Genomic DNA, 20,942 nt, shown 5'->3' on the forward strand with positions numbered 1-20,942 from the left:
GAGCGAGTGTTTCGCCGAACGTGAGCGCCCCGGCCAGTGTCAAAAGGTCGGTGCCGTCGATGTCGTTCCCCGCGTCGCCATCTCGATCGAGCTCGCAGCTGAAACCGTCACGCAGATCAGCGAATTCGGCCGCGCCGGCTGATCCGCAGCGACGGACCGAAACGGCGCACAGCTCAACCGTGCCTGTTCGATTCTCGAGCCGATCGGGACGTGCCAGATCGGGCGCCCTCGTCGGTGACCAACCCACGGGGTGCCGCTGGGGGCAGTGTGGCGGATGCGAGGAGCGCGAGCTTTTCGGCGTCGCCGCTCCCGGCGTCGGCGTGGTACATGACGAGCATCATTTCCTCGGTGCCGGTGATGAGGAGCTTCTCACGGTTCAGGACCAGTCGGCCGACCTGGGGATGGTCGAAGCGCATGAGCGCGCCCTGTCTCGTTTTCACGTCGTGCCGGGCCCAGAGCCGACGGAAGCGTGGGCTGGCCAGGGAGAGTTCGCCGACGAGCTCGATGGAACGGGGATCGTCGATGTCGGTGCCGACGGATCGGCGGAAGCCCGCGATCAGACCCTCGGTAGCAATCTCCCAGTCCGGGAAGAGGGAGCGTTCGCCGGGGTCGAGAAACACATCGCGCAGCCGGTTGGCTCCTACCGTCAGGCACGGCGACAGTGCCGTGGCCAGAGGGTTAGCGGCGAGGACGTCGAAGTAGCGCCCTTCCACGAACGCCGGCAGCGGAAGCGTCCCGATGAGCTTCATGATGCTGGGTGGCACGGTCTCTTTGTGCGGTCGCCGTCGGCGTCGGGGCTTGTCGGCGGTGAGCCCGAGCAGGTAGGCGCTCGTGTCCTCGTCGAGTTGCAGGACGCGCGCGATGGACTCGAGGATCTGTATCGAAGGATTGCGGTCGCGGCCCTGCTCGAGGCGTAGGTAGTAGTCGGCGCTAATGCCGGCGAGCATCGCGACCTCCTCACGGCGCAGGCCGGGGACTCGCCGCACGCCGAGGACGGGGATGCCGACCTGCTCGGGGGTGACGAGCTCACGGCGCGCGCGCAGGTAGTCGCCCAGCAAGTTCTGTTCGTCGGCCATGTCTCCCACCGTAATCCGGCAGTTGGTGAACGTGCCTGGTCCTGACGCCCCCAGGAACGCCAGGGTGCTGGCGGTGGGTCTCGCCATCTCGGAACATGATGCCTATGACCCAGCAACGCGTTCTAGTCACCGGCGGGTCCGGGTTCATCGCCGGTCATTGCATCCTCCAACTCCTCGAACAGGACTACCTCGTGCGCACCACGGTCAGGTCCCTGCGCCGCGAGCCCGCCGTGCGATCCGTGCTCGCCGATGCGGGCATGGCAAACGGCGACGGCCTGAGCTTCGTCGCCGCCGACCTCACCGACGACACCGGCTGGGCCGAAGCCGTCGCTGATGTCGACTTTGTGCTGCACGTCGCTTCCCCGGTCCAGCCCGGGCATGTCCGAAACGAGGACGACCTCGTCATCCCGGCGCGCGAGGGCACCCTGCGCGTCCTGCGCGCCGCGCGTGACGCCGGCGTCGCGCGCGTCGTCCTCACCTCTGCGTTCCACGCCGTGAGCTGGGGCCACCCGCACGACGGCCACGTCTTCACCGAGGCCGACTGGACCGTCCTCGACGGCCCCGGCGTCGAGGCGTATGCCAAGAGCAAGACCCTCGCCGAGCGGGCCGCCTGGGCCTTCGTGGAAACCGAGGGCGGATCGCTGGAGCTGACCACGCTGCTGCCCGTCGCGGTGATGGGACCTGTCATGGGCGCGGACGTCTCGGGCTCGAACCACCTCATCCAGACGATGCTCGGCGGCGAGATGCCCGGCCTGGCGCACCTGTTCATCCCCGTCGTCGACGTCCGCGACGTGGCCGCGGCGCACATCCTGGCGATGACCACGCCGGAGGCCGCAGGCCAGCGCTTCCTGCTCTCGAACGGGCCGGCGATCCCGATGAAGGACATCGCCGCCACCATCCGGGCGCACCTCGGCGACGCGGCCGAGAACGTCCCGACACGAACCATTCCGAATGTCGTCGTGCGGCTCGGCGCCGTGTTCTCCCCGCAACTGCGCACCGTCGCGCCCGACCTCGGCTACGCCAAGAAGACCTCCAACGAGAAGGCCCGCCGCGTGCTGGGCTGGCGGCCTCGCAATCCCGAGGAGGCCATCATCGCCGCCGCACAGACCATGACCGCCAAGAACCTGGTGGAACAGAAGTGACGAGGGCGGACGCATGTCGTCAGCGGGTGCCAGCCTCGGCGCGTGCGTATAACGCGGCGAGCTCGTGCGGGTTCTTGACGTAGACGTCGATCTTGTGCACCGAGGCGTCCTCGACCTGGTAGATCTCGACCATGTCAGCGGAGACCGCTCACCGGTGATGTGGGCCGTGAGCGTTCCGGTAAGCGTTCCGATGACGTCGGCCGGGCCATCGAACACTTCGGCGTCGGTGATAGCGACATTCGCGTAGCCCATCATCACGCCCAGGATCGACTGCACGAACACCTCACGGCCCCGGTGCACGCCGCCGTAGGGGAGCTGGCTCGGTTCGTCGACGATCACGTCGGGAGCGAGCGCGGCCAGCACCCCTGGCACGTCGCCCATGCTCAGCGCGTCGTACAGCCCGCGCACGACATCCGCGGGCTGCCGACCCCGGCGGCAAGCTGGAGGTATACCGCGAACTAGGACTGAAACTAACCTCCGGGATGGGGGAGTGGGCGGGAGGGTCATGGCGTTTTCGTTTCTTGCCGCGGCGTTCAGCTGTCGCCGCGGACGATGGTGCTCAGCCGAAGATCGGGGTTTCGGTGGTGTAGAGGAATCGGGTGCGCGAGCGGTCGATGAAGTTCTCCTCGTCGGTGGCGATGGTGGTGGTATAGGTGTCGGAGGTGAACCAGCGGGTGGCGTCGGCGATGTCGTCGACCCATACCTCGGCGACGCCGTCGTAGTAGGCGCTGCGTATGCCGGGGATCTCGTCGGCGGTGGGCAGGAGCTGGACATAGCGCCGGACCGGGACCGCTCCGTCGGGCACACTAGCGATCAGCTGGGTGTGCTTGTGCGTCCAGTACTCCACGAATTCCTCGTGGGTGAGGTCTGCTCGCCGGGTCAGGAAGATGCTGAGCTTGATCACAGGGGACTCCTTACGTCTGAGGATGACTTGCCTAGGCAACTCAACATTAGACTCAATTAACTTTCCCAGGCAACAGAAATTTGTTGCCCAGGAAAGTAAGATGACGCACATGGACGAACCGTCACCGTGGCTCGACAGCGAGCAGCAGGAGCTGTGGCAGGACCTTCTCACCATCGTGATCGCGCTGCCCGCGGCGCTGGACCGGCAATTGCAGCGCGACGCGGGCATCTCGAACTTCGAGTACAGCGTGCTCGCCCGGTTGTCGATGGCGGACCAGGCCACCATGCGGCTCAGCGAACTCGCCCGGGGCTGTGACAGCACCCTGCCGCGACTGTCAAAGGTGATGGACCGCTTCGAGGCGCGGGAGTGGATCGTTCGCCGCATCGACCCGAGCGACGGCCGCTACACCCTGGCGACCTTGACCGACGCTGGTCGCGCGAAGGTGGTGGACAGCGCGCCCGGACATGTCGCACAGGTGCGCCGACTCGTGTTCGACCCGCTCACCTCGGTGCAGCGCCGCCACCTCGGTGCAGCCCTCTCTCTGATCGCCGACACCGTGCGGGCCGAAACCGGCGGCGGTCCCACCATTGTCAGGTCTTCGGGCGCAGTGCGCCCATGACGAGGCCGAGCAGCCGCTCAGCTCGGGTCGACGCCGCCGGATCGCCTTCAATCGACGCCACACGCGGCTGAGGCAACCCGACGCGATCCGGTGTGCGCTGATCCTGGCTCCGATGTCGAAATCGCCCACGGGATCCCACCGTTCGCGACGCTCGGTGTCGGCGGCGATCGACGGTGGGAACGGCATTCGCCGCCCACCCCGAGGCGGCCTTCGCCGCCGAGTCCCGGTGGCCGGTCTGTCGACGGGCAGGAGATTCGTGACTGCCACGAACACTCGGGACGGTGCCCTTGGGGTCAGGCGCCGAAGCCGCCGTCGATGTCGAGGCTGGCGCCGGTGATGTAGGTGGCGTCGGGTCCGGCGAGATAGGAGACGAATGCGCCGACCTCCGCGGCGGTGCCGAATCGGTCCATTGCCATGACTCCGAGCATGGTCGATGCGGCGGGCCCGTCGGCCGGGTTGGCGTCGGTGTCGATCGGGCCGGGCTGGATGTTGTTGATGGTGATTCCGCGCGGGGCCAGTTCGCGTGCGAGGCCGCGGGTCAGGCTCGCCAGCGCGCCCTTGGTCGTGGCGTAGATCGATTGGCCGGGGAACGGCGTGCGGTCGGCGTTGATGCTGCCTATGTTGATGATTCGCCCGCCGCTGCCCATGTGGGCTAGCGACTCGCGGATAGCGACGATCACAGATCGCACGTTGATCGTCAGCATCGCATCGATCTCCGCCATCTTCAGGTCGGTGATCGTTGCGAAAGTGCCGACGGCGGCGTTGTTGACCAGGATGTCCAAGCTGCCGAAGCGGTCGGCGGTCTGCGCAACAGCAGCCTCGATGTCTTGCTCATGCAGGCTGTCGGCGCGGATCGGGTGTGCGGCGGCCGCTGCTGCGACGGCCTCCGCGCGCTGCGGGGAATTGGCGTAGGTGAACGCCACTCGCGCACCGTCTGCTGCCAGCCGGGCGACGATGCCGGCGCCGACACCTCGGGATCCCCCCGTCACCAGTGCGGTCTTGCCTTCAAGCGGTCGTGTGGCCATGTGTGGTGTCCTCTCGAAATTATGGAGCAGTCACTCAAATACACAAGGCCCGAGGCGGTTTGTCAATTCTTGAGTAGTCGCTCCATAACTGCTAGCGTTCACACATGCCGAGGCCCCGAAAGTTCGATGAGCAGGCCGTCCTCACCGCTGTGCGAGACGCGTTCTGGCGCAACGGTTATGCGGCTACGTCGGTCCAGAACCTCTGCGATGCATCAGGACTGGGGATGCAAAGCCTCTACGGAGCGTTCGGCAGCAAACACGACCTGTTCGTCCGGATCCTCGACGACTACTGCGCCTGCCAGTTCGCCGGGCTCGAGGCCGCCGTCACCGTAGACCCGAGCCCGTGGCACGGTGTTACCTCGGCGGTTACGTTCGACGACGGCGGCCGCATGGACCTGCCACCGCAAGGGTGCCTGATGGCCAACAGCGCCGCGGCTCTCAGCGCGCAGGACGAGGAAGTCCAGGCGCGCGTGAACCGGCTCTACTCCGAGACACACGCGCTGTTTGCCCGACAGATCACCCGGGCTCGGGACAGTGGCGAGATTGATGCCGACGTCGACCCGGAAGCGACCGCCCGGGCCCTGATCGCTGTCATGCAGGGGATCGAATTTCTGCACAAGTCGGGCATCAGCGAGGAGGAATTGCAGCTGGCCAAGTCCGCCGCGCTCGAGCTGATCCAGCGCTCTGTCGGGCGCTGACGATACCGACCCACCAGAACTCGGATGACTCAGAACAGCATGGCTCTTCAGGCCGAGAGCAGCGGACCGATGTGGGTTGCGGGCCGCTGTTCAGGAGCCAATCCAGCCACCGGCCGTGGACCTGTCAGCTGGAGTTGGATCAGTGTCGTGCGGCACTGCTCCGGATCGGGCGGCAGCACACGGCCCGGCAGCGGGGCTCTGTATCGGGCAGTGGCTTGCTGTGGTGCCTTGGGCTGGAAATCGGTCAGTCCGCTGCGTCTCGTACCATGAGGGCGATCTGTACCCGGTTGTCGACCGAGAGTTTGGTGAATAGGTTGCCGGTGTGGGCCTTTACGGTTGCCACGCTGATGGATAGTCGTTCCGCGATCTGTGGGTTCCCCAGTCCGTCCGCGATGGCGCGGGCGGTTTCGAGTTCTCGTTCGGTGAGGGCGGCGAGTTGTTTGCGGGCGGCTTCGCGGGTGGCGCGTCGGGCGTCGGAGAATTGGGGTCCGGTGGCGGCCGCGATTACGCGGGCTGTGGCTTCGGGAGAGAGGATGGGGTTACCGTCGGCCACGGTCCGCACGGCGTCGATGATTCGGGACGGTGCGGTGTCTTTGAGGATGAAGCCCAGTGCTCCGGCGCGCAGTGCGCCGAGAACCAGGTCGTCGGAGTCGAAGGTGGTCAACATGAGCACTGGTGGCGGCGAGGACCGACGGAGAATCTCGTGGGTTGCGCTGAGGCCGTCGCGGCCCGGCATCCTTATGTCCATCAGCACGACGTCGGGCCGGTACTCGTCCACGATGCCGATGCCAGCGTCCCCGTCTGCCGCCTCCGCGACGACGGTCAGGTCCGGTTCGCCGTCGATGATGAGCCGCAACGCCATTCGTACCAGCTGATCGTCGTCGACAATGACGACACGTATTGTCTCCCGGTTGCTGTGCACTCAAATTCTCCTGTGGCCGTTGGGGTTCGGCCAGGGTAGTTGGGCGGTGAGCAGGTATCCGTGATCGGTTGTTGGATGATGCATGAGCTTTCCGCCGGCAAGGCCGATTCGTTCGGTGAGCCCGAGCAGCCCGAACCCCGATGTTGGCGCGGGCACGGCAATTGTGCTGGTAGCCGCGGAATTTCGGACGCTGACGTGTAGCTGGTCCCCGGCTGTGCCGCTGAGCCGAATGTGCACGGTGGCGCCCGGCGCGTGCTTGGCGACATTGGTCAGCCCCTCCTGGACGATCCGGTAGCAGGTTCGGCCGACAGCGTCGGATGGGATCTCACTCACGCTGGTGCTGAGCGTGACATCCAGTCCGGAGGTGCGGGTCTCGGCGACCAGTTCCGGAATTCGGTCGAAAGCGGGTTGCGGTGTTTCCGCCGAATTCGGGTCGGCCCGCAGCACACCGAGGACATCGCGAAGTTCCTCCAGCGCTTGCCGGGAGCCGTCGGCGATACCGCGGATCAGCACGCGGCTGTCTTCGGCTGGGAGATCGCTGCGGTGATCGAGCACTCCGGCTTGCATGGCGACCAGGGAGATCCGGTGCGCGAGCACATCGTGCATCTCGCGCGCGATGCGGGTGCGCTCCTCGGCGCGGGCCTGCGCCGCGCGCGCCGCCTGTTCCCGCTCCGCACTCTCGGCCCGGTCGCGCAGGAACCGCTCCTCGAGGCGCCGGGTGCCGATCGCCATGCCCACGGCCACCGCCACCCCGGCGCTCAGTATCGGAAGCGCGAGTTGTAGCGCCCTCGTGGTGGGGGTACTCGCGATCGGGTAGAGCCCATAGCTGAATTGCGCTGCGATCACATAGACCAGCACGACTGCGCCGATCTCCATCGGACGTCGCCGCGTGGATACCGAGCACAGCGCCAGCCACGCGGCACCGGTGGCCAGGATCGACACCGACGAGGCGAACACGACCAGCAGGGCGACGGCAAGCGGAAAACGGCGCCGCCACAGCAGCGCGAGCAGGCAGCCCAGACCCACCAGCGGATCACCGGTGACAAACCAGGAATCCGGCTCGGACGCATGCCCCGGCGGCAGCAGGACCGCGGCATTGAGCCAGAGGGCAAGGCCCAGGGCCGCCGCGGCCAGCAGCCGCCAGGCCTGCTGCCAACCGCCCAGCGGCGCCGCGACGTCGGTATTCACCCTGGCCATTATCGCGAAACCATAGGGTCGAGGCATCAGACCCCGGTGTGCCGCAGCCTCGACCCGGGTCTGATCAGCCCCTCGACTCAGGTCGAAGGCGATTCGAACCTCGTGGCCGATGTGGCCGCCGCGTCCACTACGCAGACTTGCTCAGGTACTCGAGAGCAAACGCAGCCGTGCGCCCCTCAACCAGGAGAACAACGTATGCGCAAGACTTTGTTACTACTGCTCGCTGCCACCGCAGTGGCAGCGACCGCGCTGCCGCTGACCTCAACGGCAGCCCAGCCACAAGCCTTGCAGTGGGGGCCGTGCCCGAAGGACGTCGCCGGAACCGTCCTGGAATGCGCCACGCTGAAGGTCCCGTTGGACTACAACAACCCCGACGGCCGCCAGATCGACCTCGCGGTTTCCCGGCTGCAGAGCAAGAATCCCGAGAAGCGCCGTGGTGTGCTGATAACCAATCCGGGTGGTCCGGGAATCGCCGGACTCAACTTCAACATCATTCTCGCCGCCTCCGGGGTGCCGCAGGAGGTGCTGGACTCCTACGACGTGATCGGTTTCGACCCGCGCGGCATCGGCCACAGCACGCCGGTGACCTGCAACATCACGCCTGAACAGCAGAAACGCGGACTTTTCCCGGCGTATGCGCACACCGACGCGGATGTCGATCAGGAGGCCGGGTTCTCCAAGACCATCGCCGACCAGTGCGCCAATTCGCCGACGGCATGGATGTTGCCGCATGTCAGTACCGCGAACAACGCGCGCGATATCGACCGCATCCGGGAGGCGCTGGGCGAGCAGACGGTGTCCTATTTCGCGCCCTCGTACGGCACCTACCTCGGTGGCGTCTATACGACGATGTTCGCGGAGCGCACCGATCGGGTAGTGCTCGACTCCAGCATTGGCAACACCGGCTACGACGTGATGTACATGCGGCGGTTCGGCCGGGGCATGCAGGACCGGTTCCCCGACTTCGCCAAGTTCGCCGCCGCACGTCCCGAATACGGCTTGGGCACCACCCCCGAGCAGGTCACCTCGAAGTACGCCGACCTCGTGCGGCAGTTGGAACAGAACCCCATTCAGGGCGTGACCGCGACGGCATTGCGCGACAGCGTATTCCAACAGCTCTACGGCGATTCGACGCTGCCCCAGCTGGCCCAATACCTGCAGGCGCTCGATACCGACCAGCCGTTGCCGGCCATCGCGCCGATTCCGAACCTGGAAAACGCCATGGCCGGTCGTCTCGCCACGATCTGCGGTGATTCGAACTGGCCGGAATCGGTGGCTGACTATCAACGGGCGGCAGCGGAGGACCGCCAGCGGTGGCCGCTACTGGGCGGGGCCACGAGCAATATCTCACCGTGCGCGTTCTGGCCCATCGAGCCGACCGAGGCGCAGGTCCAGATCGGGGACCAGGGCCCATCGAACGTGCTCATCGTGCAGTACCTGCGCGACCCGGGAACGCCGCTGGTCGGCGCCGAGGAGATGCGACGGGCCCTCGGTCGCCGCGCCACCATGATCACGGTCGACCAGGGCGGGCACGCGGTCTATCCGTTCAGCGGCAACACGTGCGCCATCGACGCGGTGACGAAGTACCTGACCACTGGTGAGCGCCCCGGCCGGGATGTCACCTGCGCGGCACAACCGGGCAGGTAGCGGTACCTCCTTGCGTGACCGGTTCGTAGCGCGGGGCCCGGTCACGCAAACCCGTTGTGACAGAAGACATATCTCTACGACCGGCGTTACCCGACGGGCGTACCACCGCTGTTCCGCCGAGAATTACGGATGACTGGGCACTCTCGACGCGCGCCATACTCAGGCTAAGCTAGCGCGCAGATGTGCTGCTACGCCAGGCCATTCAGTATCGAGCACCGAATAGATGATGGTGTCGCGCAGGGTGCCGTCGGGGCGGCTCCGATGCTGGCGCAGGACGCCCTCGTGCCGAGCTCCGAGCCGTTCGATGGCATGCTGAGCGCGCAGGTTTCGGCTGTCGGTCTGCCAGACCACGCGTACCGCGCCGAGTACGTCGAAGGCATGTTCCAGCAGCATGAGCTTCGCCTCGCTGTTCAAGCCTGTGCGCTGCCAGGCGGTGCCGATCCAGGTGTAGCCGATGGCCAACGATCGGTGCGCCGGATCGATGTCGTAATACGAGGTGGTGCCGGCGACCTCCCCAGTCCGGGTGTCGATTTGAGCGAAGGCAGTGATATCGTCCCTGCTCAGACGTGAGGTGATCCATGTGCGCATATCCTCGCTCGTGTTGGGCTGAGGCACCAATAGCCAAGTCCAGATGTCCGGGTTACGGGTGGCCGCAAACAGTCCATCAGCGTGATCGATAGTCAGCGGCTCGAGCCTGACATGTTTGCCTGCGAGGGTAGGGCCGGTATACCAGGTGCTGCTCATTCTCCAAGTATGATGCACTGTCTTGGAGGGTTGACACGATAACGACCGGGGCGGTGGGTTGATCCAGGGTTGGCTGGCCCGACATTGATCCCCGGGGTTGACCGATCGCGATCCTATCGGTCAACATGCTGGTCAAACCTCGCTCTCACTCATGCGGAAGCCAAGCGCGTGCGCACAGGGAAACGTCGGTACCCGTCGGCGCGAGCATTGATCGCGGCCCTCGAAGCCAAATTCCTGGTTCGAGGTCCTCAGCGACGGCCGCAACCTGCTGGGGCTCGGATCAGAACTGCGCAGTGGCCGTTACCGTCTCGTCGCGCCGACGAGTAGTTCGGATGGGCTGCGCACACTCCTTACTCATTGGGACTGCGGGCACTTCGAGAAGAAGTGCAATTTGAAGGCATAATTCCCGTCGCCAGGCTGAAGCCAGGGGTGACGGGGGCTGAACTATCCAGCGACCTCTCTCATCGCTGGTATCACCCAATCAGCTAGCGCGGTTCCTACGGGCACGGTGGCGCGGGGGGAGAGCGGCGGTGGCTCGTACACAGTCCATTACTCGGACCTTTGGGAGACCAGATAGCCGTGCGGAGCGAGGATCGCGCTCAGAGTGGCGATGGTATCGATCTCCGGTGGCGTGCTGAACACTGCTCGACAATCCCACAGATCTGGTGTGCCGTCGCACAAAACGCTCGTCCGGCAGTGTACTAGCGCTTGTGGACCTGTGTTTCGAGCCATCCGCCGCCGTTGAGAGCATATGGACTTATGGCTGATCAACATATTGCCCACCCCAAATCGGTGGTGTCCGAACATGATCGGTCAAGGGTCTCACTCTGCTCGTAGCCGTACGGCGTCACTGATGATCCTGCTGATGGTCGATCGGCTGCGTCAGATCTCTCGGGCTATCTGGGTGGGAGTTCGGCCCTGGTCGTCACCGAGATGCCCTACAGGTCAGGACATTCCGTCCTGGCGAATGTCAATTCAGCCCCGAAATATCCGGCTCGATAGGCTGGCGGCCATGGAAAGCCCGGACCCGAACTCTCCGCTGACCTACGACGAAGCGCTGCGAAAAGCGCGTGATCTGGCACAGGATCCCGGCACTCTGATCCCCTACACCCACCAGAGGCTCGAGAATGCCCGCTACGGGCGGGGTTTCGCCTTCTTGCAGACGATCGGAACCGACCGCGGCGATATGGACGGCTATGTCCTGGTGACCACGACTGGTTACGGCAGCGGGCTACTGTCTGTGGACGGAGACACCGTCGACACGGTGATCGCCGAACACTTGGCTCGAGCCGAACACGCCAACCGGCAAATCCCCGATAGCGAACTCTCGGTGGCGCATCGAGTGGCGCTCGATGCCTACGATGCCGGCCTCACGCGCATCGACGAGATACCCGGGCGCGCAGCGATCGACGCCGAGACAGCCGACTACGCTGAGTTCGTTCTGCTCATCCTGCGGCGCAACCGCAACCAGGCAGACTCGGGGCGTAACATCCTCGCCCGCAACGATTTCCTGTTGCAAAGTCCGACCCCTGGGCGTCGATACACCCAGCCCTGCCCGAATTGCGAGCGGCCGACGATCTACCAGGACCGCTACCCCCGCGCGGTCTGCGATCACTGCCTGCACCGCACTACCGACCGCGCCGGGCGCCGAGTGACCGGTTTCAACGCCAGTTTCAGTGGCGGAATGATCGCCTACTACACCGACACGCTCGAGCGCTCGGGCAACTCTGGCTACCAACACGAAGAATGCGTCGAGGTCAGCCGAACCGGTGTGTGTTTTATCGACGCACACCCAGCGACCATGCAGGAGGTGCGTCTCGGTGGGATCGTCGTCCAAATGACATCCGCCGACGGAGACGGCTCAGGCAGGCCGAACGGCGCAGTAAGCCGCTTACGTCGCGTCTTCCGCTGGTAGCAACGACGGCAGGACATCGCGCGAGTGGTCAGCGCGAACCAGTTGGCGCGTCACGGGCGTCGATCGTCAACGATCCGCCGAACCCGCAGATCATGTCTTGGATGTCACCTGCCGCACGCCTACCGTCCTGATGCGCAGCTGGGGCCCTTCGGCCGTGGGGTGGTTCGGATTGATTAGCGTTAGGCCCACTGAGCAGCGAAGCCACAGGTAATCGACCTGCGGCTTCGCTGTTGTGTGTTATTGCGCGAACACCTTGCGGTGGTTCAGCCATCGACGAGCGTCGTTTGTGTCCGGCGCGATCCAGGGGCGTCAAGGCCCGGCGCACTCCGGGCGGGCGGTCCGTGCAGCGAGAGTGGACGCCCGCTCAGCCGATGTGCGCGTGTTGCTGGGGACCGGGAGCGATCGTGTCGACGGCTCACTTCGTTGGCGGTTGTCAAGCCGTGACCTGATCACGGTCGCCGTCCGCTTATATGGGCGGTGAGGCGGGTCAGCAACGGTACGCAGTCTCGCAGCTGCTGCCGCTCGTCCGGGGTGAGCGTGTTGTGGATGGCGCTGTCGAGTGATGTGGCGCGCTGGGTGCGTTCGCGCCGGAGGCGGGCACGGCCGGTATCGGTGATGTACAGCAGGTGCTTGCGGCCGTCGTCGGGGTGAGGTTCGGTGCGCACCAGGCCGGTGCCGAGCAGTTCCTTGACGGACTTGGCGGCCGACTGGTGCGTCACGTTGCGCCGGTGCGCCAGTTCGGCGGTGGTGTGCGGGCCGTCGCGGTCGAGGTGGCCGAGGATGGCGGCCTCTCCGGTCGGCATGGTGTCGGCGACCCGCACGGCGCGGACCAGATCACCGATCGCGTGCCGGAGATCTTCGGCCAGTGCGTCGTTCACCACTCCACCTTATCCGAATAACGCACTCTAGTTGTACAATTCAGTTGTACAGTTTGGTTGTATTATTCGGGAAGTCTGAGGAGCCTCATGCAGCTCACCAAGTTCGGTCATGCCTGCGTCCGTGTCGAGATCGACGGCCACCGCCTGGTGATCGACCCAGGCGGCCTCACCGATCCGCAGGCGTTGGAGGGCGCCGATGCGGTCCTGGTCACCCACGAACATTTCGACCACTTCTCGGAGGAGATGCTTCGCGAAGCCGCACAACAGAATCCGGCCCTGCGGATCTGGACCAACACCTCCGTCGCCCGGAAGCTGGACGGTCTGGGTGCGCGAGTCACCGCCGTCGGTGCGGGTGAGGTCTTCACCGCGGCCGGCTTCGAGGTGAAGGTGTACGGCACCTGGCACGCGGTCGTTCACCCCGACGTCCCGCGTGTCGGCAACATCGGGTTCTTGATCGACGACGCCCTGTTCCATCCCGGCGACGCCCTCACCGTCCCGGACGTCGCCGTCGATACCCTGCTGCTGCCCGTGCACGGGCCCTGGTCCACCACCGGACAGCTGATCGACTATGTGCGGGAAGTGGCCCCACGCCAGGCTCTCGCCGTCCACGACGGCGCACTCAACGACATCGGCATCGCGATGGTGGCCGGCTTCCTGGGCGACACCGGCCCCGGCATCGGCGCCCTGTACCGTCGGATTCCCTCCGGCACATCCGCCGAAATCGCCTAAGATCGCCTCCTGTACCAATCGGTGGGAGAGTCGCGCCTAGGCGGCCCTGCATCTCGGATAACCGCAATCCAGGGTGCCGATCGCACATCGGTCAGATGGCGCGCCCAATCGTCCACTCGGGCAGCGGTGCACGGCGGCTGGACAGCCGCGAACGTGATCGAGGGGCCGGAGCTGTAGCCGTCGGCGCTGGTTCCGGTGCGGCGATGGCCAACCTCGGCTCGTTGTACTTCCGGTGCGAGCGGGTCGCGGAGTACGAAAAGTGGTGGCGTCGTGGGGCCGCGGCGGGCGATGTCACCTCCATGTACAACTTGGCGGTGGTCCTCGAGGTACGGGACCGAGACGAGGCAGCGGAGTTCTTTCGCGCCGCCGCCACGGCCGGCCACCCGTATGCCGCGGAAAAACTGCAGGGGCTGCTGACCGGCTGGACACGCAGCGGCGCGCCGTACATCGCCGGGATCTTCTGATTCGCCGGAACCGGTGCCTGCCGGGTCGACTCGAGGTGGCCGATCTTGTCGTCGACGTTCGCGACCGGTGCCGGTCGCCGAACATGGGGTAAGTGATCCTGTGCCCTGCGGGAATCGTCTCGGCCCGAGAGTCGGCGGCTAGGGCCTGTGTCGAAGTGTTTGAGGGGGTGGCACCGCGCGGTGCCACCCCCTTCAACGTTCTGTGGAAGCTGTTGTCTGCGTTGGCGTGTCAGGCGTGCAAATTGAGGGAGGTCTCCGGTATTCGGGTCAGCGACCAAGCATGACCTTTGAACACGGAGACCTCGTTGGCCAGCGTAGCGGTGGCGGGGCGAGCGGACTTGACCGATGCCCAGTGGGCGCGGTTGGAGCCGTTGCTGCCCCGGAACAAGAAGGCGGGCCGCCCGCCGCAATGGACGAAACGGCAGCTCATCGACGGGATCCGGTGGCGCACGAGGGTCGGCTGTCCGTGGCGGGACGTGCCAGCGCAGTACGGGTCCTGGTCGGCGGCGTATGGGTTGTTCCGCCGCTGGCAGCGAGGCGGAGTGTGGCTGGTGATCGTGAAGATGTTGCAGGTGTTCGCCGATGCCGCCGGGCGGATCGGGTGGCAGGTGAGTGTGGACTCCACGATCGTGCGAGCCCATCAACACGCTGCCGGTGCCCGCCGCGACAGCGACCATCAGGGTGAACCGCCCGGTGGCTGTGGTGGGCCCGAGCCGGCCGATCATGGCCTGGGCCGGTCCCGGGGTGGCTGGACCACCAAGCTGCATCTGGCGTGCGAGCAGGGCTGCCGAGCGTTGGCGATGCTGATCACTGCGGGTCAAGCTGGTGACAGTCCGCAGTTCACGGCCGTTCTGGATGCGATCGAGGTCGCCAAAGCCGCGGGCGGCCGGGCGCGATCACGGCCGGAGCGGGTACTGGCCGATAAGGCGTATTCCAGTCGCGCCAACCGCGATTGGCTGCGTCGGCACGGGATCGCAGCCACGATCCCGGTACCGGCCGACCAGGCCGCGCACCGCCGCAACCGTGGCAGTGCCGGTGGCCGTCCGCCAGCGTTCGACCCGGTCCGCTACCGGGACCGCAACGCGGTCGAACGCGGCATCAACCAGCTCAAACAACACCGCGCTGTCGCTACCCGCTTCGACAAACTCGCCGTCCGCTACCTCGCCACCATCCACATCGCGGCCATCAATCAATGGCTACGACACCAGTAAAGGCGGGCCGAACAGCCCGCCCTCACACGACTTCGACACAGGCCCTAGTGTTCTCTGACCTACCGGCGTGAGATGCTCGCCTTCGCCGTTGTTTCGACACTCCCACTGCGCAGAGATTTATGACTGGTGGCGCCGGGATTGGCTGGGGCTGTGGCCGGTGTGGCGGTGAAACCATCGGGAGAAGGCGCTCAGTTCGGAGAAGCCGAGTTCGGTGGCGATGTCGGTGAGGGTGCGGTCGCGCTGGGTGAGGTAGCGGCGGGCGAGGTCGAGGCGGGTGGTGTCGACGATGCCGGTGAAGGTTTCCCCGGCATGGGCGAGGTGCCGGTGCAGGGTACGGCGGCCCATGCCGAGCCGGTCAGCAACGACGGCAGCCGAGCAGCGTTGGGTGGGCAGTAGGGATTCGATGACGGCGCGCGCTTGGTCGGCAATGGACTCGCCGGCCGGGGCGAGTGTTCGCAGGTATTCGCGAACGTAGGGGCGGAGCAGGGGATCGGCGAGGGGGTTCGCCGCGTCGAGGTCGTGAGAGTAGCAGACGATGCCATCGAAGTCCTGGTCGAATTCTATTGAGGGACCGAGGATCCGGTGGTAGGCATCGAGATCGAGTGGTGCGGGGTGGGCGAAGCAGACCCATACCGGGCGCCAGGTGGGGCCGAGGAAATCGCACAGGATCCGACAGGTCGCACCGACGGAAAGCTGGCGGAATTGCCGACCGAGAGAGACCCCCTCAGCCGCCTGGACGTGGATAGTGGTCAGGCTGTTGATTTCGGTGAGCCGGACGCGCAGTGCTTCATTGTGCAGGGTGATATGGCGCAGCACGATCTGCACCGCACTGCGGATATCGGGTTCTTCACGGGCGACGAGGGCGACGGGGCCGAGGCCGGACAAGCCTCGACGTTCGGCGAGGCGTAGCCCGACGTCGTCGCAATTCGCCTCGGCGGCGGTGCGTTCCAGGAGTTGGTCGACCGCTGTAACGGGCAGCCAGATGTCGCTGGCGGCCAATCCTGCCGGGCCGATGCCGACCGAGCGCAGCAGCAGCATCGGGTCCAGCCCGAGGGACAGGGTCACATCGACATAGCCGGACAGCACGGCGCTGCGAATCATCGTCGCCGTCATCGACATCCTTCCTAGGCCCCAGGAGTCAAATTGTATGGCTCAATGGGTCAAGTATAGCTCCGTTTCGGCAGCTACCGTGACACGTATCACGTCCAATGCATCACAGGAGCTGCCGGTGACCACCGAGTCCGTACCCACCCCCGTCGTCGACGCAATGCGCGCCCAGGGTGCGTGGAATCCGTTGTGGGACAAGCTATCCGAATGGGACCCGGAGTGGACTGAGCAGTTCATGTCCATGGGCACGCTGCCGATTCGCCGTGGCGTGCTGTCCCCGGAGTTCGTGGAGTTGTTGAGCATCGCGGTCGACGCCGCGTGTACGCACATGTACTCGCCCGGAGTGCGCCGCCACATCCGCGCCGCTTTGGAGCTGGGCGTGTCTCATGAGGAGATCCTCGCGGTGCTCGAGCTGACCACCGTGCTGGGCATTCACGCCTGCAACATCGGGGTCCCCGTGCTCGCCGAAGAACTCGACGCCTTCGAGCGTCGCCGCGCGGAGCAGCGGTAGTTCCGCACCGCGCAATCAATATCGATCAGGAAGGACGATCATGCACTACCTCGATGATTCGCTGCTACCGGAGAACCAGGAGAAACTGGTCATCCAGGTGGCCCCGTACGCTCCGGGGTTCCTGCCCGGCGATTCCGACGACATTCCGGTCACCATGGACGAGCAGATCCAGAAGGCGGTGGACTGCTACAACGCGGGCGCGCAGGTGCTGCATGTACACGTGCGCGAGGCTGACGGGTACGGATCCAAGCGGTTGGAGATGTTCAACGAGATGCTGGGCCGGCTCCGGGAAGCAGTACCGGAGATGATCCTGCAGGTCGGTGGGTCGATCTCGTTCGCACCGCCGGAGGGCGGCGACAAGGCGAAGTGGCTGGAATACGACACCCGCCATATGTTGGCCGAGCTCGATCCGAAGCCGGATCAGGTCACCATCGTCGTCAACACCAACCAGATGAACGTCACCGAGCTGCTGACCGATGACGACATCGCGGGCACGTCGATCCAGAACCCCGTGCTGTACAAGGCATACCGCGACATGGTGATGGAAGCCGGTCCGGAGTTCTACCTCGAGCATCTGAGCCGGCTGACCGCGGCCGGCATCCAACCGCACTTCATGCTCGGCAGTCTGACTCAGCTGGAAACGGTGGAGCGGTTGATCCGCCGCGGCCACTACACCGGCCCGCTGGTGCTGAACTACATGGCGATCGGCGGCGGTTCGGCGGGGCTGCACCCGGCGGACCTGATCGAGTTTATTCGCCGGACGCCGGACGGTGCGGTGCTCACGATCGAAACCGTCATGCGCAATGTCACCCCGATGTGCACGATCGCGATCGCGTTGGGCCAGCACGTGCGGGTCGGTATCGAGGACAACCTGTGGGGCCGCAAGGGCGAACGACGCACCTCGGTGCAGCAGGTCGAGCAGATGGTCCGCATCGCCAACGAGCTGGGCCGCGACGTGGCTTCCTGCAAGGAGGCGCGTGACATCTACCTCTTCGACGAGGTCTACTCCGGCACCGACGAGGCGCTGGCCAAGATCGGGTTCCCGCCCAACCGGCAGCCCGGCCAAGTGGGATTCCTGCACCACGCTTGATCCTTCGCAGGGCAGTGCGCCGACGGTAGCTCAGCGACCGCGGCGCGCTGCCCGCGCTCGTTTTTCATCATTTTCCGGCACCGGTCCCTGCGGGCCCGGTCTTCTAGTTGCACCAGGCTCGAGGATGCGCCATGGATATTCCCACCACTCCCGCCGCCCCTGCGGCGATCACACCCGCGACCCCGAGCGCACGTTCTCGGATCTTTCCGTGGATCGTATTCGGGTTGACCTTCGGGTTGATGTTGTCGGACTACATGTCCCGCCAGGTGCTGGCGGCGGTATTTCCACTGTTGAAATCCGAGTGGGGCCTGTCGGATTCGCAGCTGGGCTCGTTGACCAGCATCGTCGCGTTGATGGTGGGGCTGTTGGCGTTTCCGCTCTCACTGGTTGCCGACCGCTGGGGCCGTGTGCGCAGCTTGCTGGTCATGGCGACCGTCTGGAGCGTCGCCACTCTGCTATGCGGGCTGGCCACCGGCTACGGCCAGATGCTCGGTGCACGGTTTCTGGTCGGGGTCGGTGAAGCCGCATACGGCAGCGTCGGGGCCGCAGTGATGCTGTCCGTGTTCGCACCTCGGTTGCGGGCCTCGTTAAGCGGAGCGTTCCTTGCCGGAAGTTCTTTCGGGTCGGTCCTGGGTGTCGCGCTCGGCGGCATCGTCGCCGCACATATCGGCTGGCGATGGACCTTCGTGGTCGTGGCCGTGGTGGGCCTGCTGCTGGTTGCCGCGTTCCGGGTGCTGATCACCGAATCCGCCCTGAGCCGTCATCAGGTCGCGGAGGTGCCCGCGCCGGATTCGTCTCCGGCCCCGCACAACACCTCGCGGGCGCCGTTGTCGAGCCTGTTCTCGTCGGTGTCGCTGTGGTGCGCCTACCTCGGTGGCGGCCTGCAGCTGTTCGTCGGGGGTGTGCTGCTGGCGTGGCTGCCCAGCTTCTTCAACCGGTCCTATTCGATGCCCCCGGGCCGCGCCGGCCTTGTGGCCTCGGCATATGTGCTGCTCGCCGGAATCGGAATGATCGTGTGCGGCATCATCACCGACCGGATCGGTCGCACCGATCCGGTGCGTCAGTGGAGCAGCGCACTGGTCTACTGCACGATCTCACTGATCCTGTTGACCATCGCGTTCGGGCACGGCACCGGCCCTGCCCAACTGATCGTGCTCGCGCTGGGGGCACTGACCGCCTCCGGCGCGAGCGGCGCCACGTTCTCGATGGTGGCCAGCCTCACCCATCGCAGCGTGCGTGCCACCGCGTTCGCAACGGTTACCTTGGCCAACAACGTCTTGGGGCTCGCACTCGGCCCGCTCGTGGTCGGCTTCCTCGCGGACCGCTACGGGCTGGCCAACGCCCTGCGACTGGTCCCGTTGGCCTATCTCGGCGCCATCATCGCACTGGCCCTCGGCCGACGCGCCTACCCTGCCGGGCTACGCCGCGTGGCCGCCCTCGACGCCCGGCCATCGGCCGCGTAACCGCATCGTCTGTGACCTCATCGTCATTGCCCTGCCCGACCGCCACATCACCCGCCACCAACCCATGAGGTGCCACCGTGCTCAATTTGTCCACCCTGCTGGAAAGTTCAGCCCATCGTTACCCGCACCGCGACGCCGTCGTCGCGGGAGATCAGAGATTGACCTACGAACATGTCGACGCCGCCGCGAACCAGGTCGCCCACCTGCTGGTCGAGCACGGCATCGAACCGGGCGACAAAGTCGCGTTGTCGTGCCCGAATTTGGCGTGGTTTCCGATCATTTACTACGGCATCGTCAAGGCAGGCGCGGTCGTGGTCCCGCTGAACATTCTGCTCAAGGACCGCGAAATCGCTTACCACCTCGACGATTCCGATGCCAAAGCCTATTTCTGCTACCAGGGCACCCCCGAGCTGCCGATCGGCGACTACGGTCGCGCCGGTTTCGAGGCTTCGAGCTGCCGTCACTTGTTCGTCATCGACTCACCCGCCCCACAGGCCGGCGATCCGATCGGTGAATTTGCCACCGCCGTGCGGGCGCAGCCCACCGAGTTCGCCACTTGCTTTCGTGAAGCCGTCGATACCGCGGTCATTCTCTACACCTCCGGTACCACCGGCACACCCAAGGGTGCCGAGCTGACCCACGCGAATCTGCTGCTCAACGCGCTCACCACCAACCGGCTGTTCGACGACAATGCTGCTCGACACGACCGGCATCTGGTGGTGCTGCCGCTGTTTCATTCCTTCGGGCAGACGGGGTGCATGAACGCCGGGTTCTCCGTCGCCGCAACCCTGGTCCTGCAGCCTCGTTTCGATGCCGTCACCGCGCTGACGTTGATGCAGACCGAACAGATCACCGTGTTCGCCGGTGTGCCGACTATGTACTGGGGGTTGCTGCAGGCCGTCGACGAGAGCGTCGACCTTCGAGGCATCACCGAACGTCTGCGACTGGCCCTCTCCGGCGGCGCCGCCCTGCCTGTGGAGATCCTGACCCGGTTCCGGCAGCGCTTCGGCGTGCACATCGCCGAAGGCTATGGGTTGTCGGAAACCTCACCGCTGGCCCTGTTCGCCGACCTCGATCACGAGCCGCGCCCGGGGTCGATCGGCCTACCGGTCTGGGGTGTGGAGGTCCGCCTGATCGATGACGAATGGAACACCGTCACCGGGTCCGACATCGTCGGTGAGATCGCCATCCGTGGCCACAATGTCATGAAGGGCTATCACAACAGGCCCGATGCCACCGCCGAGGTCATCCGCGACGGCTGGTTTCGCACCGGTGACCTGGCCCAGCGCGATACCGATGGCTATTACTACATCGTCGACCGCGTCAAGGACATGATCGTGCGCGGTGGTCTCAACGTCTATCCCCGCGAAATCGAAGAGATCCTCATGACCCATGAGGCGGTCTCGCTCGCCGCTGTGGTCGGCATCCCACACGAGAGCCACGGCGAGGAAATCAAGGCGTACATCATCGCGGCCCCGGGAACCGCACCGACCGAGGACGCGCTCATCGGATGGGCCAGACAACAGTTGGCGGCCTACAAATACCCCCGCCACATCGAATTCGTGCGCACGCTGCCGATGACGGCCACCGGCAAGATTCT

The 20,942-nt window shown here is 65.6% G+C and carries 21 protein-coding genes; 13 read left to right on the plus strand and 8 right to left on the minus strand.

Features of this window, described 5'->3' with window-relative positions; genetic code table 11:
* Positions 1-173 precede the first annotated feature (173 nt).
* Positions 174-1,076, minus strand: coding sequence for a helix-turn-helix transcriptional regulator (locus tag ABZ293_RS20980; RefSeq protein ID WP_355182956.1), 903 nt, complete (start codon positions 1,074-1,076; stop codon positions 174-176).
* Positions 1,077-1,180: 104 nt separating this feature from the next.
* Here ABZ293_RS20980 and ABZ293_RS20985 point away from each other — a divergent pair, with 104 nt between their 5' ends.
* Positions 1,181-2,218: an aldehyde reductase gene (locus ABZ293_RS20985; RefSeq protein ID WP_355182958.1), complete on the plus strand. Its 1,038-nt coding sequence runs from the start codon at positions 1,181-1,183 to the stop codon at positions 2,216-2,218.
* Between the two features lie 159 nt (positions 2,219-2,377).
* Positions 2,378-2,680, plus strand: a complete 303-nt coding sequence (locus tag ABZ293_RS20990) for a hypothetical protein (RefSeq protein WP_355182960.1) — start codon at positions 2,378-2,380, stop codon at positions 2,678-2,680.
* 97 nt (positions 2,681-2,777) lie between these two features.
* Here ABZ293_RS20990 and ABZ293_RS20995 read toward each other — a convergent pair whose 3' ends face one another.
* Positions 2,778-3,122 (minus strand): EthD domain-containing protein, encoded by a 345-nt coding sequence (locus tag ABZ293_RS20995; RefSeq protein ID WP_355182962.1) that lies wholly within the window; start codon positions 3,120-3,122, stop codon positions 2,778-2,780.
* A gap of 109 nt (positions 3,123-3,231) precedes the next feature.
* Between ABZ293_RS20995 and ABZ293_RS21000 the strand changes: the two genes are divergently transcribed.
* The gene (locus ABZ293_RS21000; protein WP_355182964.1) at positions 3,232-3,741 is read left to right on the plus strand and encodes a MarR family winged helix-turn-helix transcriptional regulator; all 510 of its coding nucleotides are present in this window, start codon (positions 3,232-3,234) and stop codon (positions 3,739-3,741) included.
* A 293-nt stretch (positions 3,742-4,034) separates the two neighbouring features.
* Here ABZ293_RS21000 and ABZ293_RS21005 read toward each other — a convergent pair whose 3' ends face one another.
* Complete coding sequence (locus tag ABZ293_RS21005; protein WP_355182966.1) at positions 4,035-4,766, minus strand: SDR family oxidoreductase; 732 nt, start codon at positions 4,764-4,766, stop codon at positions 4,035-4,037.
* Positions 4,767-4,870: 104 nt separating this feature from the next.
* Between ABZ293_RS21005 and ABZ293_RS21010 the strand changes: the two genes are divergently transcribed.
* The gene (locus tag ABZ293_RS21010) at positions 4,871-5,464 is read left to right on the plus strand and encodes a TetR/AcrR family transcriptional regulator (RefSeq protein WP_355182968.1); all 594 of its coding nucleotides are present in this window, start codon (positions 4,871-4,873) and stop codon (positions 5,462-5,464) included.
* 244 nt (positions 5,465-5,708) lie between these two features.
* On the opposite strand, the gene ABZ293_RS21015 is transcribed toward ABZ293_RS21010, so the two are convergent.
* Together ABZ293_RS21015 and ABZ293_RS21020 are read right to left on the minus strand one after the other, a co-directional pair.
* The gene (locus ABZ293_RS21015; RefSeq protein WP_355182970.1) at positions 5,709-6,386 is read right to left on the minus strand and encodes a response regulator transcription factor; all 678 of its coding nucleotides are present in this window, start codon (positions 6,384-6,386) and stop codon (positions 5,709-5,711) included.
* Positions 6,387-7,574: a histidine kinase gene (locus tag ABZ293_RS21020; RefSeq protein WP_355182972.1), complete on the minus strand. Its 1,188-nt coding sequence runs from the start codon at positions 7,572-7,574 to the stop codon at positions 6,387-6,389.
* Positions 7,575-7,778: 204 nt separating this feature from the next.
* Here ABZ293_RS21020 and ABZ293_RS21025 point away from each other — a divergent pair, with 204 nt between their 5' ends.
* Complete coding sequence (locus tag ABZ293_RS21025) at positions 7,779-9,230, plus strand: alpha/beta hydrolase (RefSeq protein ID WP_355182974.1); 1,452 nt, start codon at positions 7,779-7,781, stop codon at positions 9,228-9,230.
* Positions 9,231-9,389: 159 nt separating this feature from the next.
* On the opposite strand, the gene ABZ293_RS21030 is transcribed toward ABZ293_RS21025, so the two are convergent.
* On the minus strand, positions 9,390-9,974 hold the full coding sequence (locus ABZ293_RS21030; RefSeq protein WP_355182976.1) for a GNAT family protein: 585 nt from the start codon (positions 9,972-9,974) through the stop codon (positions 9,390-9,392).
* 1,012 nt (positions 9,975-10,986) lie between these two features.
* Here ABZ293_RS21030 and ABZ293_RS21035 point away from each other — a divergent pair.
* Positions 10,987-11,889, plus strand: a complete 903-nt coding sequence (locus ABZ293_RS21035) for a hypothetical protein (protein WP_355182978.1) — start codon at positions 10,987-10,989, stop codon at positions 11,887-11,889.
* A gap of 449 nt (positions 11,890-12,338) precedes the next feature.
* Here the strand turns inward: ABZ293_RS21035 and ABZ293_RS21040 are convergent, their stop codons facing one another.
* A complete protein-coding gene (locus tag ABZ293_RS21040; RefSeq protein WP_355182980.1) occupies positions 12,339-12,767 on the minus strand; it encodes a MarR family winged helix-turn-helix transcriptional regulator in 429 nt (142 codons plus the stop codon).
* 87 nt (positions 12,768-12,854) lie between these two features.
* Here ABZ293_RS21040 and ABZ293_RS21045 point away from each other — a divergent pair, with 87 nt between their 5' ends.
* From ABZ293_RS21045 to ABZ293_RS21055, 3 genes are all read left to right on the plus strand, one after another.
* The gene (locus ABZ293_RS21045) at positions 12,855-13,496 is read left to right on the plus strand and encodes an MBL fold metallo-hydrolase (protein ID WP_355182982.1); all 642 of its coding nucleotides are present in this window, start codon (positions 12,855-12,857) and stop codon (positions 13,494-13,496) included.
* Positions 13,497-13,591: 95 nt separating this feature from the next.
* On the plus strand, positions 13,592-13,960 hold the full coding sequence (locus tag ABZ293_RS21050; RefSeq protein WP_355182984.1) for a hypothetical protein: 369 nt from the start codon (positions 13,592-13,594) through the stop codon (positions 13,958-13,960).
* 305 nt (positions 13,961-14,265) lie between these two features.
* Entirely contained in the window at positions 14,266-15,171 is a 906-nt protein-coding gene (locus ABZ293_RS21055) for an IS5 family transposase (protein WP_355182986.1), read from the plus strand.
* 117 nt (positions 15,172-15,288) lie between these two features.
* Here ABZ293_RS21055 and ABZ293_RS21060 read toward each other — a convergent pair whose 3' ends face one another.
* A complete protein-coding gene (locus ABZ293_RS21060) occupies positions 15,289-16,284 on the minus strand; it encodes an AraC family transcriptional regulator (protein WP_355182988.1) in 996 nt (331 codons plus the stop codon).
* Between the two features lie 154 nt (positions 16,285-16,438).
* Here ABZ293_RS21060 and ABZ293_RS21065 point away from each other — a divergent pair, with 154 nt between their 5' ends.
* The 4 genes from ABZ293_RS21065 to ABZ293_RS21080 form a co-directional block, all read left to right on the plus strand.
* A complete protein-coding gene (locus ABZ293_RS21065; RefSeq protein ID WP_355183001.1) occupies positions 16,439-16,789 on the plus strand; it encodes a carboxymuconolactone decarboxylase family protein in 351 nt (116 codons plus the stop codon).
* A 40-nt stretch (positions 16,790-16,829) separates the two neighbouring features.
* The gene (locus ABZ293_RS21070) at positions 16,830-17,879 is read left to right on the plus strand and encodes a 3-keto-5-aminohexanoate cleavage protein (RefSeq protein WP_355182990.1); all 1,050 of its coding nucleotides are present in this window, start codon (positions 16,830-16,832) and stop codon (positions 17,877-17,879) included.
* A gap of 131 nt (positions 17,880-18,010) precedes the next feature.
* Positions 18,011-19,342, plus strand: a complete 1,332-nt coding sequence (locus tag ABZ293_RS21075) for an MFS transporter (protein ID WP_355182992.1) — start codon at positions 18,011-18,013, stop codon at positions 19,340-19,342.
* A gap of 77 nt (positions 19,343-19,419) precedes the next feature.
* Positions 19,420-20,942, plus strand: a 1,523-nt coding sequence (locus tag ABZ293_RS21080) for a long-chain fatty acid--CoA ligase (protein WP_355182994.1), incomplete at its 3' end; no start/stop codon positions are given.

The sequence above is a fragment of the Nocardia sp. NPDC005998 genome (genome assembly GCF_040614395.1).
Classification (GTDB): Bacteria; Actinomycetota; Actinomycetes; order Mycobacteriales; family Mycobacteriaceae; genus Nocardia.

Bases quoted from the DNA above. Each gene is read 5' to 3' on its own strand.
- ABZ293_RS20980 (WP_355182956.1), bottom strand. From the start codon at position 1,076: ATGGCCGACGAACAGAACTTGCTGGGCGACTACCTGCGCGCGCGCCGT.
- ABZ293_RS20985 (WP_355182958.1), top strand. From the start codon at position 1,181: ATGACCCAGCAACGCGTTCTAGTCACCGGCGGGTCCGGGTTCATCGCC.
- ABZ293_RS21000 (WP_355182964.1), top strand. From the start codon at position 3,232: ATGGACGAACCGTCACCGTGGCTCGACAGCGAGCAGCAGGAGCTGTGG.
- ABZ293_RS21005 (WP_355182966.1), bottom strand. From the start codon at position 4,766: ATGGCCACACGACCGCTTGAAGGCAAGACCGCACTGGTGACGGGGGGA.
- ABZ293_RS21010 (WP_355182968.1), top strand. From the start codon at position 4,871: ATGCCGAGGCCCCGAAAGTTCGATGAGCAGGCCGTCCTCACCGCTGTG.
- ABZ293_RS21025 (WP_355182974.1), top strand. From the start codon at position 7,779: ATGCGCAAGACTTTGTTACTACTGCTCGCTGCCACCGCAGTGGCAGCG.
- ABZ293_RS21030 (WP_355182976.1), bottom strand. From the start codon at position 9,974: ATGAGCAGCACCTGGTATACCGGCCCTACCCTCGCAGGCAAACATGTC.
- ABZ293_RS21035 (WP_355182978.1), top strand. From the start codon at position 10,987: ATGGAAAGCCCGGACCCGAACTCTCCGCTGACCTACGACGAAGCGCTG.
- ABZ293_RS21045 (WP_355182982.1), top strand. From the start codon at position 12,855: ATGCAGCTCACCAAGTTCGGTCATGCCTGCGTCCGTGTCGAGATCGAC.
- ABZ293_RS21050 (WP_355182984.1), top strand. From the start codon at position 13,592: ATGGCGCGCCCAATCGTCCACTCGGGCAGCGGTGCACGGCGGCTGGAC.
- ABZ293_RS21060 (WP_355182988.1), bottom strand. From the start codon at position 16,284: ATGACGGCGACGATGATTCGCAGCGCCGTGCTGTCCGGCTATGTCGAT.
- ABZ293_RS21065 (WP_355183001.1), top strand. From the start codon at position 16,439: ATGCGCGCCCAGGGTGCGTGGAATCCGTTGTGGGACAAGCTATCCGAA.
- ABZ293_RS21070 (WP_355182990.1), top strand. From the start codon at position 16,830: ATGCACTACCTCGATGATTCGCTGCTACCGGAGAACCAGGAGAAACTG.
- ABZ293_RS21075 (WP_355182992.1), top strand. From the start codon at position 18,011: ATGGATATTCCCACCACTCCCGCCGCCCCTGCGGCGATCACACCCGCG.